Source organism: Kitasatospora sp. NPDC127035 (assembly GCF_042726075.1).
Taxonomy (GTDB): Bacteria; Actinomycetota; Actinomycetes; order Streptomycetales; family Streptomycetaceae; genus Kitasatospora.
Genome location: NZ_JBHXDN010000003.1, coordinates 168,671 through 185,843, shown reverse-complemented (window position 1 = coordinate 185,843; position 17,173 = coordinate 168,671). Strand labels below are relative to the sequence as shown.

16 protein-coding genes and 1 pseudogene are annotated in these 17,173 nt (G+C 74.1%); 11 read left to right on the top strand and 6 right to left on the bottom strand.

Annotation, left to right across the window (positions count from 1 at the left end; all coding sequences use genetic code 11):
• Positions 1-24: 24 nt before the first annotated feature.
• Entirely contained in the window at positions 25-528 is a 504-nt protein-coding gene (locus ACFWIC_RS02765) for a carbonic anhydrase (RefSeq protein ID WP_329877400.1), read from the bottom strand.
• Between the two features lie 530 nt (positions 529-1,058).
• Here ACFWIC_RS02765 and ACFWIC_RS02760 point away from each other — a divergent pair.
• Together ACFWIC_RS02760 and ACFWIC_RS02755 are read left to right on the top strand one after the other, a co-directional pair.
• Entirely contained in the window at positions 1,059-1,604 is a 546-nt protein-coding gene (locus ACFWIC_RS02760) for a putative immunity protein (protein WP_380356589.1), read from the top strand.
• Positions 1,605-1,741: 137 nt separating this feature from the next.
• Positions 1,742-2,239, top strand: coding sequence for a tetratricopeptide repeat protein (locus tag ACFWIC_RS02755; protein WP_329947984.1), 498 nt, complete (start codon positions 1,742-1,744; stop codon positions 2,237-2,239).
• Positions 2,240-2,632: 393 nt separating this feature from the next.
• On the opposite strand, the gene ACFWIC_RS02750 is transcribed toward ACFWIC_RS02755, so the two are convergent.
• On the bottom strand, positions 2,633-3,247 hold the full coding sequence (locus tag ACFWIC_RS02750) for a hypothetical protein (RefSeq protein WP_380356594.1): 615 nt from the start codon (positions 3,245-3,247) through the stop codon (positions 2,633-2,635).
• A gap of 428 nt (positions 3,248-3,675) precedes the next feature.
• Between ACFWIC_RS02750 and ACFWIC_RS02745 the strand changes: the two genes are divergently transcribed.
• A complete protein-coding gene (locus tag ACFWIC_RS02745) occupies positions 3,676-5,391 on the top strand; it encodes a serine/threonine-protein kinase (protein ID WP_380515239.1) in 1,716 nt (571 codons plus the stop codon).
• Between the two features lie 36 nt (positions 5,392-5,427).
• On the opposite strand, the gene ACFWIC_RS02740 is transcribed toward ACFWIC_RS02745, so the two are convergent.
• A complete protein-coding gene (locus tag ACFWIC_RS02740) occupies positions 5,428-6,216 on the bottom strand; it encodes a TetR/AcrR family transcriptional regulator C-terminal domain-containing protein (protein WP_329877410.1) in 789 nt (262 codons plus the stop codon).
• A 104-nt stretch (positions 6,217-6,320) separates the two neighbouring features.
• On the opposite strand from ACFWIC_RS02740, the gene ACFWIC_RS02735 reads away from it, so the two are divergent.
• From ACFWIC_RS02735 to ACFWIC_RS02725, 3 genes are all read left to right on the top strand, one after another.
• Entirely contained in the window at positions 6,321-7,343 is a 1,023-nt protein-coding gene (locus ACFWIC_RS02735) for an ATP-binding cassette domain-containing protein (protein ID WP_380356601.1), read from the top strand.
• Positions 7,343-8,224, top strand: coding sequence for an ABC transporter permease (locus tag ACFWIC_RS02730; protein ID WP_380515235.1), 882 nt, complete (start codon positions 7,343-7,345; stop codon positions 8,222-8,224). Before ACFWIC_RS02735 ends, ACFWIC_RS02730 begins: the two co-directional genes overlap by 1 nt.
• Positions 8,225-8,314: 90 nt before the next feature.
• A complete protein-coding gene (locus ACFWIC_RS02725) occupies positions 8,315-9,301 on the top strand; it encodes an aldo/keto reductase (RefSeq protein WP_329947989.1) in 987 nt (328 codons plus the stop codon).
• 183 nt (positions 9,302-9,484) lie between these two features.
• On the opposite strand, the gene ACFWIC_RS02720 is transcribed toward ACFWIC_RS02725, so the two are convergent.
• Complete coding sequence (locus ACFWIC_RS02720) at positions 9,485-10,120, bottom strand: DJ-1/PfpI family protein (protein WP_329947990.1); 636 nt, start codon at positions 10,118-10,120, stop codon at positions 9,485-9,487.
• A gap of 71 nt (positions 10,121-10,191) precedes the next feature.
• Here ACFWIC_RS02720 and ACFWIC_RS02715 point away from each other — a divergent pair, with 71 nt between their 5' ends.
• Positions 10,192-11,145 (top strand): helix-turn-helix domain-containing protein, encoded by a 954-nt coding sequence (locus ACFWIC_RS02715; protein ID WP_380515230.1) that lies wholly within the window; start codon positions 10,192-10,194, stop codon positions 11,143-11,145.
• Between the two features lie 94 nt (positions 11,146-11,239).
• Here ACFWIC_RS02715 and ACFWIC_RS02710 read toward each other — a convergent pair whose 3' ends face one another.
• Positions 11,240-12,046 carry an alpha/beta hydrolase gene (locus tag ACFWIC_RS02710; RefSeq protein WP_380515227.1) on the bottom strand — a complete coding sequence of 269 codons (807 nt, stop codon included), beginning with the start codon at positions 12,044-12,046 and terminating at the stop codon, positions 11,240-11,242.
• 209 nt (positions 12,047-12,255) lie between these two features.
• On the opposite strand from ACFWIC_RS02710, the gene ACFWIC_RS02705 reads away from it, so the two are divergent.
• Positions 12,256-12,858: a TetR/AcrR family transcriptional regulator gene (locus tag ACFWIC_RS02705; protein WP_329947992.1), complete on the top strand. Its 603-nt coding sequence runs from the start codon at positions 12,256-12,258 to the stop codon at positions 12,856-12,858.
• A gap of 115 nt (positions 12,859-12,973) precedes the next feature.
• Positions 12,974-13,465, top strand: a pseudogene (locus ACFWIC_RS02700) (DUF4188 domain-containing protein); the annotation flags it as partial.
• Between the two features lie 281 nt (positions 13,466-13,746).
• Here ACFWIC_RS02700 and ACFWIC_RS02695 read toward each other — a convergent pair.
• A complete protein-coding gene (locus ACFWIC_RS02695; RefSeq protein WP_329947993.1) occupies positions 13,747-14,604 on the bottom strand; it encodes a hypothetical protein in 858 nt (285 codons plus the stop codon).
• Positions 14,605-15,015: 411 nt separating this feature from the next.
• Between ACFWIC_RS02695 and rpe the strand changes: the two genes are divergently transcribed.
• Together rpe and ACFWIC_RS02685 are read left to right on the top strand one after the other, a co-directional pair.
• Complete coding sequence (rpe, locus tag ACFWIC_RS02690; protein ID WP_329877426.1) at positions 15,016-15,699, top strand: ribulose-phosphate 3-epimerase; 684 nt, start codon at positions 15,016-15,018, stop codon at positions 15,697-15,699.
• Between the two features lie 512 nt (positions 15,700-16,211).
• Positions 16,212-17,153: an alpha/beta hydrolase gene (locus ACFWIC_RS02685; protein WP_380515223.1), complete on the top strand. Its 942-nt coding sequence runs from the start codon at positions 16,212-16,214 to the stop codon at positions 17,151-17,153.
• Positions 17,154-17,173 lie beyond the last annotated feature (20 nt).

Below are 17,173 nucleotides of genomic sequence, written 5' to 3'. Positions count from 1 at the left end.
CTGGGGCAGGGCCCGGAGCACGGTCTACAGCACGACCTCCGCGAGCTTGCCGGTGGCCACGTCGAAGACGAAGCCGCGCACCGCGTCCGTCTTCGGGACGAACGGGCTGCTCGTGATCCGCGCGATCGACTGCCGCACGTCGGTCTCCAGGTCGGCGAAGGCCTCCGCGGCCCACGGCGGCTTGACGCCCGTCTCCTCGCGGATCGACTCCCGGAAGGCGTCGTCCCCGAAGGTCAGCATGCCGCAGTCGGTGTGGTGGATGAGGATGATCTCCTCGGTGCCGAGGAGTCGTTGGCTGATGGCCAGCGAGCGGATCGCGTCGTCGGTCGCGACGCCGCCGGCGTTGCGGATCACGTGCGAGTCGCCCTCGTTCAGGCCGAGGACGCCGTAGACGTTCAGTCGGGCGTCCATGCAGGCGAGCACGGCGGTCCGGCGGGCCGGGGGCAGCGGCAACGGGCCCTCGAAGCCGGAGGCGTAGGCGCTGTTGTTGTGGAGGTAGTGCTCGGTGGCGGAGTTGAACGCGGTCATGGGTGTCCCTTGAGGGAAGGATGCGAACGGGGAAGGGGAGGGCACCACGGGGCGGAGGCGTACGGGCCTCGACGCCCGGACCGTGCGGCCGGAGGAGGCGGGCGCGGTCAGCGGCCGGCGGGACAGCCCGCGCCGGCGATGTAGCCGTAGTCCACATGACGACGGCGGACAAGCTCGGTCATACGGCGACGGTAGTGCGCCGCACGGGCGCGGCGCCACGGCAATGCCCAAACCCCACCCGAACGAGGGGAGTTCGCGGCCCGGCCGCGGATCGCCGACCGGCCTGGACGCCGTGACCGCGTCGACGTTCGGTGACCGTCCGTCAGTTCCGCCCGTGGTCTCACGCGGGCTCGTGCTGGATTCACGCGGCCTCACGGGGCCCTGCGGGGCCGCGCCGTGCCCCTCCCTCGCCGACCCTGACACGGCACGGTCGGTGAGGGAGGGGCCCCGGAGCGGAGAGAGCCCGGCGTGGTCGGCCGCGTCCGCACAACCCGGGCGACACGGGAGGGCGGAACCGGCAGGATGAACGGATGAACGAGGTCATCATCAGCGACGAGGACCGTCGCCTTCTCGGGCTCTGGACCGCCGACTGCGCCGAACGGGCGTTGGCGCTGTTCGAGGCCAAGGCCCCGGCCGACACCCGTCCGCGCGAGGCGATCGAGGGCGTCCGCACCTTCGCCCGCGAAGGGAAGCGGACGGCGCTCCTGCGCGCCCAGGCCCACGCGGCGCTCGCTGCCGCACGCGAGGTCGACGACCCCGCCGCCGCGGCCGCCGCCCGGGCCGCGGGCTACGCGGCGGCGTCCCCCTACATCCACCCGCTGGCGACTCCGCACCAGGTGAAGCACGCCTTGGAGCCCGCCACGCACGCGGCCCTCGCGTGCGAACTCGCGGCGGCCGACGGGGGCGACGTCACCACGGACGCCGCCACCGACGTCGGTGACGCGGAGATCCGTTGGGCGATCGAACACGCCCCGCCGGCCGTCCGCGAGCTGGTGGGCCGGTTCCCGGAGTGCACCCCCGGCCGTACCCGCCCGGCCGTACTCCGCCGCCGCCTCGACGAGGCCCTGCGCACCTGACCGCGAGGTGCGGTGCCGCCGCCGGGCCGCCCGGACTCCCCGTCGGGAGCCCCGTCCAGGACCCCGGTCCGGCGATCCGCCGGGGGACCGGCCCGGAGGTGTTGCGGTCCGGGTGGCGCCGTGGCAGCGTGCGGCGGATGGACGACGAACAGCACGGGACGGCCCTGGCACAGGCGGTGCGGCTGCGCGAGGAGGGGACCCGGCAGGCGTGCGAGCAACTGATCGCCCTGTCGGACCGCTACCCGGAGGACGCCGCGATCGCGTACCAGGCGGCATGGGCGCACGACGCCCTCGGCCTGGAGGCGGAGGCCGTCCCCTGCTACGAACGGGCGTTGGGCGCTGCGGGTCTGTCGGAGAGCGAGCGTCACGGGGCACTGCTGGGGCTCGGCAGCACCTACCGGGTGCTGGGCCGTTACGAGTCGTCGCTTCGGACGCTCCGCCGCGGTCTGGAGGAGTTCCCCGGGGACGCCGCGCTCCGGACCTTCCTGGCGATGGCGCTGTACAACGTCGGCGAATCGCGGGAGGCGGTGCGGACCCTGCTCCAGGTGACGGGGGAGACCAGCGCGGACCCGGGCGTACGGAAGTACCGTCGGGCGGTCGGGTACTACGCCGACCACCTGGACGAGACCCCGTAGGAGCGGCGGGGCTCCGGGCGGCACTGGCCGGCATCACCAGCATCGGCCTCGGCGCGCTCCTCGCGGCGCACAGCGGTCGTGACACGTTCAGCGACGGCGACGGCGTCTACCGGCCGAGCACGCTGCTCAAGATCACCGAGAGCGGGGACGGCTACCTCGGCGTCATCGGCCTCGCGGTCGACCCCGACCGCGACGGCACGTCGGCCCCCGGCGGGCACGTTTCCCGGCCGGGAGACGTGCCCGCCGAACTGGCAGATGCGGGGACCTTGCCGCGATGCTCGTCCGAAGGACTGCCGTCGTCCACGTGCAGGAGCCGAGCGTGCAGGACCGGACCAGGGCGGCAGCGGTCCGCACCTCCGGGCCGGATCCTTCCCGCAGATCGGACAGGCGGCGTCAGGGCGTGAACGGGAGCGGTTGGCAGGCACAGGTCGCGATCCGATCCGCGAGTTCCTCGTAGGCGACGGGCTCGCCACAGAGCCGCCGCACGGAGGCCAGGCCCAGGCTCGCCTGTCCGGTGGCCTCCACGAGAGGGCGGGAGACGACGTAGAAGCCCCACTGGCCGGTGTCGAGCGGGTCGTAGTCGGCGTGGGTGAGAGCGGTATGGAGAGCGAAGACGTAGATGTCGGCGTTGTAGGACTGCTCTGCGGCGCCACCGTCCTCGGGATTCCAGGCGCGCCCGCGCAGCCGGGAGAAGCGAATCTCCGACAGCCGGGGCTGGCCCCAGGCCTGGAGGTAGGCGCTGGTCTTGACCTCGACCTTGAGCCCGTCCGGAGTCAGGACGTCGAAGCTCTCCCACGCCGTGGTGTGTGCCACGGCGCCGACCGCCCTGTGGACCAGGAATTCGGCGAGCAAGCCCCGGGTGGTGTTGGTCCGGAGGTCGGGCATCGCGTAGCGCCAGAAGTCCAGCACCGTACCGACACCCATGCCTCGGAACGCCTCGTTGCCGTCGAGTGGCGTCAGCTCGGCCGGGGTGTGCCAGTCGTCGGGGGTGGCGGAGTCGGAGAGCACGTCCCCAGCCTGACACAGGAGGCAAATAGAGAGGGCACGCTGAGGGGCAGCACACGAAGTCTCCGGTGCCGAGACGTCGATGTGCCCTCCCTGCTGGAATCCGGCACCACCCCGGAGCCCGCCGGGAGCCAATGGCGAATCCCAGGAAGCCCTCCCCGGAGGAGAGTTCGCGCCGGTCGTCCGTAGCGGTGCCCCGGCCGGGGAGGACCAGCACGCCGTTCATCGTCACGATGCAGGTCCGCGGGCCGCCGGTCCGGGCATCGGCGGACCCTCGGCCTCCGCAGGCCGGGCCGGGTGCGGTAGCTCGACCTCCGGCAGGCCGCGCCCACGATCCTCGACACGTCACCGTACGCGGCAGTGGTCGCGGGCGGAAACGATTTGACGACGCGGACCCGGGGAGGAGCTTCGGTGCCGCTAGGGTGACCTCCGTGACAGGGGTGAACGGGGCACTGGTCGGGGGTCGCTACCAGCTGCGGGAGTTGATCGGCCAGGGCGGCATGGGGCGGGTCTGGCGCGGCTGGGACACCACCCTGGGACGTGACGTCGCCGTGAAGGAGGTGCTGCTCCCGCAGGGCGTCACCGAGGCCGAACGCGAGCAACTGGTCCAGCGCGTGCTGCGCGAGGCGCGGGCCGCCGCGCGGCTCAACCACCCCGGGATCATCACCGTGCACGACGTCGTCGAGCACGAGGGCGCACCGGTGATCGTGATGGAGTTCGTCACCGGTGTCTCGCTGGCCGCCGCGATCTCGCGGGACGGCGCGCTGCCGTTGTCACGGGTCGCGCTGATCGGCGTGGCGATGGTCAAGGCGCTCCAGCAGGCCCACGCGGCCGGCATCGTCCACCGAGACCTTAAGCCGGACAACGTCCTGCTGATGGGCGACCGCGTCATCCTCACCGACTTCGGCATCGCGCACATGGCGGACGCCACCACGGCGCTCACCCGTACCGGCGCCGTGATCGGCACGCCGGCCTACATGGCCCCCGAGCAGTTGGAGGGGAGGCCGCCGGCGCCCGCCAACGACCTGTGGTCGCTCGGCACGACGCTGTACGCGGCGGTCGAAGGCGAGACGCCGTTCAGCGGGGACACGTTCGGGGCGCTGTGCGTGGCCGTGGTGACCAAGGAGCCGCGCCCGCCACTGCGGGCGGGCGGGCTGACGCCGTTGCTGGGCGCGCTGCTCGCCAAGGACCCGGCGCAGCGGCCGACGGCGGAGCAGGCGCTCGCCGCGCTGGAGTCGGTCGTACGGGCCGGTGCGGGGCTGGTGACGGGGCCGGTCCGGCCGGTGGAGCCGACGCCGACGGCCCTGGGCGGGTCGCCGTCGCCGCCGTCGTCCGGCGCGTCGTCAGGGGCGCCGGCGGGCGGGTGGCAGTCCCGGGCGGCGGGCGGGGCGTGGGTCCCGGCGCAGCCGTCCGCCGTACCGGCGGTGACGGCGGGCCCGCCGGCGCAGCCGTTCGACGGTGCCGTCGGCGCGCCGACCGGAGCGTTCGGTGGTTACGGAGGCGGTTACGGGGGTGGTTACGGCGGCGGTGCGGGTGGTTCCGGCGGTGGTCACGGCGGCGGGCCGGGTGGTTACGCTGGCTACGGCGTGCCCGGTGGCTACGGCGGCCCGAACCAGGGCTACGGGACGCCCGTCCCGGGCTACGGCGCGCCCGCCGAGGGCTACTCCGCGCCGGCCCCGGGCCACGGCACACCTGTTCCCGCCACCGCCCCCACCGCGACCCCGGCTCCCGCCGCCGCCGACCGTCCGGTGCCGCATCCGGCGTCGGCGATGCTGGTGCGCTTCATCGGCTGCATGGCGCTGATCTGGATCGTCGGGTCGACCCTGCCGTGGAACTACCTGGACCTGGTGGACCGGGACTTCGTGCCGGTCGCCCTCGGCGTCACGGCCGCGCTGGCCCTCGTGCACGCGGTCCCGCGTCCGCGCTGGCACCCGATGGCCGTCTGGGCGGTGGCCGTCGTCGCCGACGTGGGGCTCTGGTGGCTGACCGGGTCGCTGCTGGAGTACTGGTTCGGCTACTGGGAGACCGGTTTCGGTTCCCTCCCGTGGCAGATCGCCGTCAACATGCTGATCCTCGGCACCGGTGCCTGGCTGCTCTGGCTGGTGGTCCCGGGAAGCCGTCATCGGCCCGCCCGCAGCCGGAGCTGACGCCCCGGCAGGGTGCGGGCGGGCCGCTGCGCGCGGCTACTCCTCCGGTGGTGCGAGGACGGCCGTGATCACCCGGTTCAGCGCCCGGTCGAAGGTCGCGTCCAGGTCGCTCGCGGGCGGCCCGGTGGTGGCGAACGCGGCGGCCAGGTGCGGGTATTCGCCGCTCCCGGCGGCGCGGGCGAGGTAGCCGACGAGGTCGGTCTGCCACTGGGCGCCGGCCGCCGCCGTCCGCTCGTACTGCGCGTACTGGCAGATGAACCCGTTGAGCAGCGCCAGGGCCTCCATGCGTGTGCCGCCGTCCAGGCCGCTGGGCTCGGTGACGGCGAGGAAGTGGTCGGTGTAGCGCAGCGCGTTCGGGCCCAGGCCCGGGCGGGCGATCACCAGGGCGGGAAGCCAGGGGTGCCGGCGCAGCGCGGCGAGCTGCTCGTGCCCGAGCCTGTGGAGGTCGGCGCGGCAGTCGCCGGTCGGGGTGAGGGTGCTGTAGTCGTACTCGCCGACGGCGGCGTCGAGCATCAGGTCCAGCAGGTGTTCCTTCTTCGGCACGTAGTTGTAGAGCGACATCGTGCCCGCTCCGAGCGCGGCGGCCACCCGGCGCATGGAGACGGCGTCCAGACCCTCGGCGTCCGCGACGACGATCGCGGCGGCGGCGATCGACGCGCGGCTGTGGGCGGGCCGGGGGCCGCGTCCGGTGCGCTCGGGGCGCAGCCAGATCAGCTCGGGTGCCTCGGCGGGCAGGGGGGCGGGTGTTCTGCCGCCGGGGCTTTCGGGTCGGCTCGCGGGTCGTTCGCCGGTCCGGTGTCCGGACGGCGGATTGCTGGTCGGCACTGATTGATCACCTCGGTTCCCCATTCTAGATACGTACGGCGTACGTAGTACGATGCGCTCACGCTCGCTTCTGCGTACGCTGTACCTAGTGAGAGGGAAGAGCCATGTCCGACACCAGTCGGTCCACCACCGCCGTCGAGATGATCGGCGTCGAGAAACGGTTCGGCGCCACCCGCGCCCTGCGCGGCCTCGACCTGGTCGTCCCCGCGGGCACGGTCTGCGGCCTGCTCGGCCCCAACGGCGCCGGCAAGACCACCGCCGTCCGCGTCCTCGCCACCCTCGTCGCCCCGGACCGGGGCGCCGCCCTCGTCGCCGGCCACGACGTGGTCCGCGAGCCCGAGGCCGTCCGCCGCAGCATCGGCCTGGCCGGCCAGCACGCGGCCGTCGACGAGGGCATCACCGGCCGCGACAACCTGCGCCTCCTCGGCCGGCTGCACCACCTCGGCGCCCGCGCCGCCCGGGCCCGCGCCGACCGGCTGCTCGACGACTTCGGCCTCACCGGGGCCGCCGACCGGCTCGTCCGCACCTACTCCGGCGGCATGCGGCGCCGGCTCGACCTCGTCGCCAGCCTGGTCACGGCGCCGCCCCTGCTCTTCCTCGACGAACCCACCACCGGCCTCGATCCGCGCAGCCGGCAGCAGATCTGGTCCTTCGTGCGGGAGTTGGCGGACGGCGGGACCACCGTGCTGCTCACCACCCAGTACCTGGAGGAGGCCGACCGGCTCGCCGACACCGTCGTGGTCGTCGACCACGGCGCCGCCATCGCCACCGGGCCGCCCCGGCGGCTCAAGGCGGCGATCGGCAGCAGGATCTCGGTCACCCTCGCCGACCCCGACCGGCTCGGCCGGGCCGCCGTGGTCCTGGCGGCGCTCGCCGGGACGGGTGACGTGCGGGTCGACCACGTCGAACGGACGGTCGAGGCCGTCTCGCGGCCGGGTGTGGAGGTGCTGCTGCCCGGGCTCGTACGGGAGCTGGACGCGGCGGGGGTGGTGGCGCTGGACGTCGCGCTGCGCCCGCCGTCGCTCGACGACGTGTTCCTCGCGCTCACCGGGGGCTCCGGAGGCGCCGCCGGTGCCTCCGGAGCGGCGGTCGAGGGCGCCGCCGGGACCGAGGGGAGGGCCGCCTGATGGCCGCCGCGACGACGCCGCCCGCCCGGCCCGCCGCACCCGCTCCGGTGATCCCGCCCGCCGCGGTCCGGCTGGTGTCCGACACCTGGTCGTCGATGCTCCGCGTCCTGCTCAACTACCGCCACTCGCCCGGGCTGCTGGCCGTCTCGCTCGCCGTTCCGGTGGTCATGGTGGTGGTGTTCGGCTACGTGTTCGGCAGTGCCGTCCGGATCCCGGACTCCTCGTCCGGCGGCGTCGGTGGCAGTGGCGCCGGCGCCGGGAGCTACCGGGAGTTCCTGATGCCCGGCCTGTTCGCCCTGGTGGCGGTCAACGGCATCATGCCCACCATGATCGGCGCCGCCCGTGACGTCGGCCGCGGCGTGACCGACCGGCTCCGCTCGATGCCGGTCTCGCGCACCGGCCTGCTGCTCGGCCAGGCCCTCGCCGACCTGCTGATCAGCGCGCTCGTCCTCGCGCTCCTGGCCGCCGTCGGACTCGCCGTCGGCTGGCGGATGCGCGGCGGACCGGCCGACGCCGCAACGGCGTTCGGGCTGCTGCTGCTCTTCCGCTTCACGATGACCTGGCTCGGCCAGCTGCTCGGCCTGGCCGTGGGGAAGGAGGAGGCGGCCGGACAACTCGCGATCGCGGTCTTCCCGTTGGCGATGGTGACCAACGCCTTCGTGCCGACCGGCGGGATGCCCGGCTGGCTGCGGACCGTCGCCGACTGGAACCCGATGAGCGCGGTGGTCCAGGCCGGCCGCGAGCTCTTCGGCAACCCGTCCGCGCCGGGCTCCGCCTGGCCGATGCAGCACGCCGGTCTCGCCGCCGTGCTCTGGTGCGGTGCCCTGCTGGCGCTCTGCGGTCCGCTCGCCGTAAGGAAGTTCGCCACCCACGGCCGGTGATCGACCGGGTGTGCGAAACCTGCGGTACCCGGGTGTCACGATACGAAATGTGCTGGACACCACAGCCGGTGCGTCGGAGGGTTGGGCCCCATGGAGTACACCCACCTCGGCCGCACCGGCCTGACCGTCTCGCGACTCTGCCTGGGCACCATGAACTTCGGCCCGCACACCGAGGAGCCCGACGCCCATCTGATCATGGACAACGCCCACGAGCGGGGCATCAACTTCTTCGACACCGCCAACGGCTACGGCCGTGACGCCGAAGGCAACCACAAGGGCCGCACCGAGGAGATCATCGGTCGCTGGTTCGCCCAGGGGGGCGGGCGACGGGAACGGACCGTGCTCGCCACCAAGGCCTATGCCCCGATGGGTGACTGGCCGAACGAGGGCAGACTCTCCGCCCTGGCGATCCGCCGCGCCGTCGAGGCCAGCCTGCGCCGGCTCAACACGGACCACATCGACCTCTTCCAGATGCACCACATCGACCGGGACACCCCGTGGGAGGAGATCTGGCAGGCGATGGAGGTCCTGGTCGCCCAGGGCAAGATCATCTACGTCGGTTCCAGCAACTTCGGCGGCTGGCACATCGCCCAGGCCCAGGAGGCCGCCCGCGCCCGGCACTTCCTCGGCCTGGTCAGCGAGCAGTCCCTCTACAACCTGCTCGACCGCACCATCGAGCTGGAGGTCGTCCCCGCCCTCCAGCACTACGGCCTCGGGCTCCTCCCCTGGTCCCCGCTCCGCAGCGGCGTCCTCAGCGGTGCCCTGCGCAAGGAGCGCGAGGGCGGCCTGGTCCGCGGCGCCCTCCAGCACGCCGGCGAGATCCTCGACGCCAACCGCGACCGCATCCAGGCCTACGAGGACCTCGCGGACGAGATCGGGGAGCACCCCGCCGACCTCGCCCTCGCCTGGCTCCTCAGCCGCCCCGCCGTCACCGCCCCCATCGTCGGCCCCCGGACCCTGACCCACCTCGACGCCGCCGTCCACGCCCTCGACGTCAAGCTCGACGACGACCTCCTCGCCCGGCTCGACGACCTCTTCCCCGGCCACAAGCCGGCCCCGGAGGACTACGCCTGGTAGGCCCGTCGGCTGCGTCCGGCTGCCGCGTCCGTCGGTCGTCGGCCGTGAGTCGTCGGCCGTTCGGGCGCGCGCAGCGGACCGCACGGTGCCACCCCGCAGGCCGCAGGTGCCCGCGGGGTGGCCCGGTCGCGCCCAGGAGGGCCGGGCGATACGGCCGGTGCGCCGTGGCTCGGCGCGGGTGCCTCAGGTGCGGACCTCGGACGCGTGGTCGGTCCGCCAGGTGTATTCCATCTGGCGGGCGGTCCGAAGGGCGAGCTGCCGGCCGAAGAGCCGGCCCACGATGTGCAGGGCGGCGTCGATGCCCGCGCTGATCCCCGCGGAGGTGACGATGTCGCCGTCGTCGACCCACCGTTCGTCGGTGCGCACGTCGATGCGCGGCCGGCGGCGGGCCAGCTCCTCCTGGTCCTCCCAGTGGGTCGCGGCCGGTCGGCCGTCCAGCGCCCCGGTGGCGGCCAGCAGGAAGGCCCCGGTGCAGATGCTGAACGTCAGCGCCGACGTCCGCCGGCGCCGGTCCAGCCAGTCGACGACGTCCGGGTCCGCCTCGACGGCCGTGGTGACGCCGCCGGGGATCACCAGGACATCGAAGGGCGGATCGTCCCGGAGGGTGTGGTCCGCCACGATCGTCAGCCCGCCGCGGGCGCGGACCCGGCGGTCGGCCGCCGCGACCGTCACCACGCGCAGCAGCGGTTCGTCGTCGGCCGTCCGGGCCAGCCGGCCGGCGGTGCTGAAGACCTCGAAGGGGCCTCCCGCGTCGAGGACCTCGACCTCGTCGAACACGAGCATGCCGAAGGTGAGGGGAGCAGGGGCGTCAGGTTGCATGCCCCAAGGCTCGGACCTCGTGGAGGCACCCGACGAGTGCCGGAAACGGCACGCACCGCTAGGATCCCGTCGTGCGCCACCACCGGATCGCCTGCCTCGCCTTCGACGGGATGGCACCGTTCGAGCTCGCCACGGTCGCCGAGGTGTTCGCGGTCTCCAGGCCGGAGCTGGACGTGGACCGGTGGTACCGGTTCGAGGTCTGCGCCGAGGTGCCCGGGCCGCACCGCGTCGTGGGCGGCTTCGACATCGTGGTGCACCACGGCCTGGACCGCCTCCGCCACGCCGACACCGTCATCGTCCCCGGGGTCCCGGACGTGCGGCGCGACGTCTCCCCGGTGGTCCTGAAGGCGCTGCGGGACGCGCACGCGCGCGGCGCGCGCATGGTCTCCATCTGCGGCGGCGCGTTCGCCCTGGCCGCCGCGGGCCTGCTGGACGGCGGCACGGCGACCACGCACTGGCGGCACGCCGCCCTGCTCCAGGAACGCCATCCGGAGGTGACGGTCGACGCGTCGGTGCTCTACATCGACAACGGATCGGTGGTCACCGCCGCCGGCACCGCCGCGGGCATCGACGCCTGTCTCCACCTCGTCCGCAGGGACCACGGCCCCGACATCGCCGCACGCGTCGCCCGCCGCATGGTCGTGGCCTCGCACCGCGAGGGCGGGCAGGCGCAGTTCGCGGAGCGTCCGGTGAGTCCGGCGCCGTCCGACGACCCGATCGGCAGCGCCATGCGGTACGTGCTGGACAACCTCCACCGGCGTCTCACCGCCGGTGAACTGGCCGGTGTCGCGCACCTGTCGGTACGGCAGTTCGAACGGCGTTTCGCCGCCGTGGCCGGTCTGCCCCCGGGGCGCTGGATCACCCGGCAGCGGGTCCGGGCCGGCGCGGAGCTGCTGGAGTCCACGGACCGGCCTATCGACGCGGTGGCCGGTCGTGTGGGCCTGACCGTCGCGGGCTTCCGCCACCACTTCCGGGAGACGATGAGCGTCAGCCCCTCGACCTACCGGCGCCAGTTCCGGTGCTGAGCGGCTGGCTTGGTGGTGGGGAGCGGTGCTGGGTGGCGTCGGGCGGCGCGGCTGCCGTCCCGCGCCGGCGCCGGCGGTGGGAGGCGGGAGCGGGTCAGGTGAGGTTCTTCTCCCTGAGCCAGGCGAGGGCGGTGTCGGCGACGCCGGGCCAGCCGCTGTCGACGATCAGCGAGTGCCCGCGGTCGTCGAACCTCCGGTACTCGGTGACGGCGTCGGACTTGCGGTACTGCTTGAACGTGGAACGCGTCAGGACGTCGGGCACGGTGTGGTCGAGCTTGCCGGACAGGAGCAGCAGCGGTCCCCGGTTGCTGTTGTGGGTGTTGACCCGTGCGGGCGAGTTCCGGGCGAGGTTCGACAGCGCCAGCTGGAACAGGGGCCGGGCGGGGCTGGGAATGGTCCACCGTTCGAAGAGCTCGTCGGACTCCTCCTGGCTGACGGCGTTCGCGAACGCGTAGCGGAACTGCTCGGCGTCCAGGGAGACCGCGCGCCCGGTGTTGCCCGGGTGGCTGAGGAACGCGAAGGTCGACTTGGCCTGGGCCGGTCCGACCGCCTTCACCCCGCGGATCTGGCCGGGGCAGATCGCGACCGCTCCCGCGCCCAGGCCCTGGCCGAGGAGGTGCTGGGCGATGAACCCGCCGACCGAGTGGCCGACCAGGATCGGTTTGGTGCCCAGCTCGCGGATGATCCGGGCGTGCTCCCGGGAGATCTCGGCGAGCCCGTTGCCGGCCTGGCTCTCCGGGTCGGCACGGGCCCCGGCGACGGTGTCGGGGACGCCGGGCCACTCCGGGGTGAGGGGCTCGTACCCGGCCTGGCGGAACAGGTCCGCCCAGGGCTCCCAGCTCGTGGAATGCAACCACAGGCCGTGGATGAACATGACCGGGGTCGGGGAGGGGGACGTCATGGTGCGGCTCCTGACATGGCTGGTGATCATCGGATCCCGCCCTGAAGTGCACTACCTCCCATTGCACCAACGATCGGGGGGCGCCGCCTTCCGGGGTACTCCGCGGCAGGCGGCCACCGCCGTGCGCCGTCGAACCGGGGCGGCGAGCGTCCGCTCCGTCGCCGGTGGCCGGTTGGACCTCCCGGTGGGTAGCTGGTAGCACTGCGGACATGACGGAGAGGCCCGCGGGGCGGGGGACTTACCACCACGGGGCGCTGCCCGAGACGCTGGTCGGGGTGGCGTTCGACCTGCTGGACGAGCAGGGGCAGGACAAGATCAGCATGCGGGAGGTGGCGCGCCGGGCCGGGGTGTCGGCGGGGGCGCCGTTCCGTCACTTCGCGGACCGGCAGGCGCTGTTGACGGCGGTCGCGGACCGGGTACTGGCGGACTTCGAACGGTGGCAGTGGGCGGAGGTGGAGGGCAGCGAGGGGGCGGCGCTGCGGGCGGTCGGGCTGGGCTTCGTCCGGTACGCGATCCGGTACCCGCACCGGTTCGAGCTGGTGCGGTCGCGGGTGTTCGCGGCGTCCAGGCACCCGGAGCTGCGGGAGCGGCTGTCCGGGATCGACCAGGCGTACACCGAGGTCATCGTCGCGGACCAGGAGGCCGGGCGGCTGCGGCCGGGTGATCCGGCCCTGGTGGGGCTGGCGGGGCAGGCGCTGGTCTACGGGCTGGCGCAGATGATCGCGGACGGGTACCTGCCGGCGGAGAAGGCCGAGGAGCTGGCCGCGCAGGTGCTGGACACCTTCGGCCGGGGCGTCGCCAACCTGCCCTGAACGCAGGGTTGTTGTGCTTGCGCAGAGGGTTGACCGGGTTGGTGCGCGCTGATGTAATCACTGCTCACATGAGGGCCGACGACTGCGCCGACGGCGCGGGGAACCGGGGGCAGACGTGTTCGCGAAACCGAGGCCGGGCTACACCACCTCCGCTGCGACCGGGGACACCGTGGTCCTCCTCATCGGCATGCGGATCAACCGGTTCTGGGCCGTCCACCACTGGGGCCCCGTGATGCTGGCGATGTTCCGGATGCTCTACGAACTCGCCGGGGACCCGGGCCGCGGGCTGCGCGGCCGCATCCTGCTGACCGCCTCGCCGCGCACGTACTACGTCGTCCAGTACTGGGAGTCGAAGGAGAGCCTGTACCGGTACGCGGCCGCGCCGGACGCCTTCCACCACCGGGCCTGGGGGATCGTCAACCGCAAGCTGAAGGCGGGCCGGGTGCGGGGGCACGTCGGGCTCTGGCACGAGACGTACGTCGTGCCGGAGGGGTCGTACGAGTCGATCTACTTCGACATGCCGCCCTTCGGGCTGGCGGGCGCCACCGGGGTGCTGCCGCTGGAGAACCGGGGTCGACGGGCCAAGGACAGGTTCGCCTTCCGGTCGGCGCCCGAGGGGGCGCGGACGGCGCCCGGGGGCGCGGCGGGGGCGGAACCGGCGGCTGAACCGGCGGCGGGCTGCCCGGTGGCGGAGACGCCTGTGGTGGCGTCGGCCCCGGCGGTGGCGCCGGCCCCGGCGGGTTCGGGGGCGTCGATGGTGGCGAGCCCGGTGGCGGAGGCGCCTGCGGGGGCCGGCCCGGCGGAGAAGGCGGCTCCGGGCGACGGAACCCCGCGGTAGCGGCAGTCCGTCCGGTGGCCGCCGCGGCGCCCACCGGACGGACCCGGGGGTCAGGCGGTGGCGGCCGGGAGCCCGATCGGGTTGATCGGGGGCAGTGCGGTGCGACAGAGCGTCGAGATCGGCTTGAGCGCCGCGACGAGCCGGTCGAGTTCGGCGCGCGGGTTGTTCTCCCACACCCGGGCGGCGGCCAGGTCGGTGGCCGCCTCCAGCGCCTGGTGCCGGATCCGGCCGCACTCGGTGATGGTGCCGCGTTCGGTGATCCAGCCCCGTTCGATCAGCCGGGCGGAGGCCGCGTCCCACTCCTCGTCCGTCCAGCCGCGCAGCGGCTGGAGCACCTCACGCCGTACGTCCAGGGCGCAGCGCACCACCAGGGCCTCGCAGCCGTCCAGTCCGGCGGAGACCAGCGCGGCGACGTGCCCGTCGCCCCGGTGCTCGCGCATCACCGTGGCCGCCTGCCAGAGCCGCCCGTACAGACCGGCCGGGCGGGGGAGGGCGGCGTTGGCGGCGGCCAGGACGCGCCCGGCGCAGTCGAGCCGGGAGACGGCGGTCTCCAGCAGGTCGGCCACCAGCTCCACCTGGGCCGGCTTCACGTGCTCCAGCAGCCGGGTCAGGGCCGCCGAGGCGCCCTCGGCGCGGGCGGCGAGGGCGGTGTCCGGATCGGCCAGCTTCCAGATCGCGGGGAGGGCGCGCTCGATCGGCGCGGGCGCGAAGTTGAAGAACGCGGCGATCACCGGCGGCGCGTCGACCTCGCCCAGCGGGGCGGCACGGCCGCCGAAGTAGCCGCGCGCGACGCCGTGGAGCCCGGCCGCCTCGAACGCGGCGCGGCCCTCCGGCGTGAAGTAGGTGACGGCGTGTACGGGCTCGAAGAGCCACCACAGGGCACGGGCGGGGTGGACCAGATCGGCCAACGGAAGACCTTCCTCGGAGGGCGCGCAGGGAGCGCGGGGGAAACGGGGAGGTACAGGGAGGTGCGGGCGGTACTGGTGGTTCCGGCGGGACCGGTGGTTCTGGCGCTACCGGGCGGTGCGGGGTGGAGCAGGTGGTACGCGGAGGGATCGGCGGGGACGCGGCGGGGTGGTACCGGTGCAGGTGTCGCACCGTACGGGGGTTGTCGTACAAGGCTGATGACCACGGCGGCGGTCACGATAACCCCCTCGGGGGTGTGATGAGGGTCACGGGGAGGTCTCGTTGGTGACGCCCCTGCGACGGAGCGCGAGATGATGGGGCGAGGCGCCCGGTCCGGGTGCCCGAACCCTCGCAGGACGACCCTCGCACGAAGGCCCTCGCACGAAGGCAAGAAGAGGTAGGTACCAGCCCCCATGGCGCAGATCAACCCCAGCATCCTGTCAGCGGACTTCGCCCGGCTCGCCGAGGAGGCCGAGGCCGTCAGGGGCTCGGACTGGCTGCACGTCGACGTGATGGACAACCACTTCGTGCCCAACCTGACGCTGGGCGTGCCGATCGTCGAGTCGCTCGCCCGGGCCACCGACATCCCGCTCGACTGCCACCTGATGATCGAGGACCCGGACCGCTGGGCCCCGCAGTACGTCGAGGCCGGCGCCGGTTCGGTCACCTTCCACGTCGAGGCCGCCGCCGCGCCGATCCGGCTCGCCCGCGAGATCCGGGCCAAGGGCGCCCGCGCCTCGATGGCGCTCAAGCCGGGCACGCCGATCGAGCCGTACGAGGACCTGCTGCCCGAGCTGGACATGCTGCTGATCATGACCGTCGAGCCGGGCTTCGGCGGTCAGGCGTTCCTGGACATCATGCTGCCCAAGATCCGCCGCACCCGGGAGCTGATCGCCAAGCACGGACTGGAGCTGTGGCTCCAGGTGGACGGCGGCGTGGCCGCGAGCACCATCGAGCGCTGCGCCGAGGCCGGCGCGGACGTCTTCGTGGCCGGCTCGGCGGTGTACGGCGCGGAGGACCCGGCGGGGGCGGTCGCCAAGCTGCGGGCGCTGGCGGACGGGGCGACGGCGGACGCCTGGTGGGCCTGCGGGCACTGATCGGGTGCTGCGCGGTCGCCGACCTGTCGTTGCGCGGTGGCTGAGCGGGGCGCCCGACGGTGCCCGGGCGCCGGGTGTCGGGCCGTCCGGTGCCCGGCGGTCCGGCGCTCTGCCCTCCGGCGCTCTGCCCTCCGGCGCTCTGCCTCCGGTGCTTTGCCGTCCGGCCGGGGCCCGACCTGCCGGGTTCCGACCGTTCTCCACCACTTCTCCTCCGCCTCTCGACGGCTTGCGACCGGTTCGGTGCGAATGGGCGCGGCCGCTCGACGTACAGTGCTGGCTGACTGTCGGAGGGGAGAATCGTGGACCTGGACCACCAGGGGAGTGGACGAACCGGAACGAGCGCCATGGCCGCCGTACCGCCGCCGCCGTCCTCGCCGCCCACCGTCGGCGCCGACGCACCGCCCCCGGGAGCCGGAGACCCGCCGGCGGGTGCGCCGGGGTCGGCGACCGGGTTGGAGGCGTCGGGCGGCCCGGGGCTGCCGGGCAGCACCCGGACGCTCGGGAGGCGCGGATTGCTGAGGGCCGGACTGGGGCTCGGCGGCCTCGCCGTCGTCGGCACCGGCGCGACCCTGGCGTTCTCCGGCGGCGAGCCCGACCCGGTATCCGGAGCGGGCCCGACCGGCGCCCCGGGAGCCTCGGGCTCGCCCGGCGCCGGAGCCGGACCGACGTCCGCAGCCGCCTCCGGCAGGCCCGGCACGCCCTCGGCGCCGGCGGTCCCGGCGGTCGTCCCCTCGCTCCGCAACGAGGAGCAGCGCTCGGCGGCCCGGAACGGCGCCACCGTGAAGATGATCACGATCGTGCCGCAGGGCCCCACCGTCCCGCCCGCCGCCGAGCTGCCGGTCTGCATCGCCCTGCACGGGCGCGGCGCCACCGCCCAGGCGTGGACCGAGCTCGGCCTGCCGCAGATCCTGGTCGCCGCCATCGCGGCCGGCGTCCCCCCGTTCGCCGTGGTCGCCCTCGACGGCGGCGACGCGACGTACTGGCGGCGCACGCCGTCCGGCGACGACCCGCAGCGGATGCTCCTCGACGAGCTCCCCGGATGGCTCGCCGCCCGCGGGCTGCGCGTCCCCGGCGCCGCGATGGGCATCTCGATGGGCGGCTTCGGCTCGCTGCGCTACGCCCGCAACCGGGGCACGGGCTTCGGCCCGGTGGCCGCGCTCAGCCCCGCGCTGTTCCGCACCTGGAGCGACGCCCGGGCCGTCGGAGTCTTCAAGGACGAGGCCGACTGGCGCGAGCACGAGCCGCTGCTCCACCAGGAGCAGCCGCACGGCCGTCCGATCGGCGTCTGGTGCGGCACCGAGGACCCGTTCTGCGACGCCGCCCGCAAGCTGGTCGGCGACACCGTCCAGGCGCGCTTCACCACGGGGGCGCACGACGCCGCGTACTGGCGCCGCATACTCCCCGACGTGGTCTCCTTCGTCGGCCACGCCCTGACGAACCGCCCCGCCGGCTGACGGGCCGCTCACGCCGCCCG

Coding starts and splice junctions, on each gene's coding strand:
- ACFWIC_RS02765 (WP_329877400.1), bottom strand. CDS start 528: ATGACCGCGTTCAACTCCGCCACCGAGCACTACCTCCACAACAACAGC.
- ACFWIC_RS02760 (WP_380356589.1), top strand. CDS start 1,059: ATGAACGAGGTCATCATCAGCGACGAGGACCGTCGCCTTCTCGGGCTC.
- ACFWIC_RS02755 (WP_329947984.1), top strand. CDS start 1,742: ATGGACGACGAACAGCACGGGACGGCCCTGGCACAGGCGGTGCGGCTG.
- ACFWIC_RS02735 (WP_380356601.1), top strand. CDS start 6,321: ATGTCCGACACCAGTCGGTCCACCACCGCCGTCGAGATGATCGGCGTC.
- ACFWIC_RS02730 (WP_380515235.1), top strand. CDS start 7,343: ATGGCCGCCGCGACGACGCCGCCCGCCCGGCCCGCCGCACCCGCTCCG.
- ACFWIC_RS02725 (WP_329947989.1), top strand. CDS start 8,315: ATGGAGTACACCCACCTCGGCCGCACCGGCCTGACCGTCTCGCGACTC.
- ACFWIC_RS02720 (WP_329947990.1), bottom strand. CDS start 10,120: ATGCAACCTGACGCCCCTGCTCCCCTCACCTTCGGCATGCTCGTGTTC.
- ACFWIC_RS02710 (WP_380515227.1), bottom strand. CDS start 12,046: ATGACGTCCCCCTCCCCGACCCCGGTCATGTTCATCCACGGCCTGTGG.
- ACFWIC_RS02705 (WP_329947992.1), top strand. CDS start 12,256: ATGACGGAGAGGCCCGCGGGGCGGGGGACTTACCACCACGGGGCGCTG.
- rpe (WP_329877426.1), top strand. CDS start 15,016: ATGGCGCAGATCAACCCCAGCATCCTGTCAGCGGACTTCGCCCGGCTC.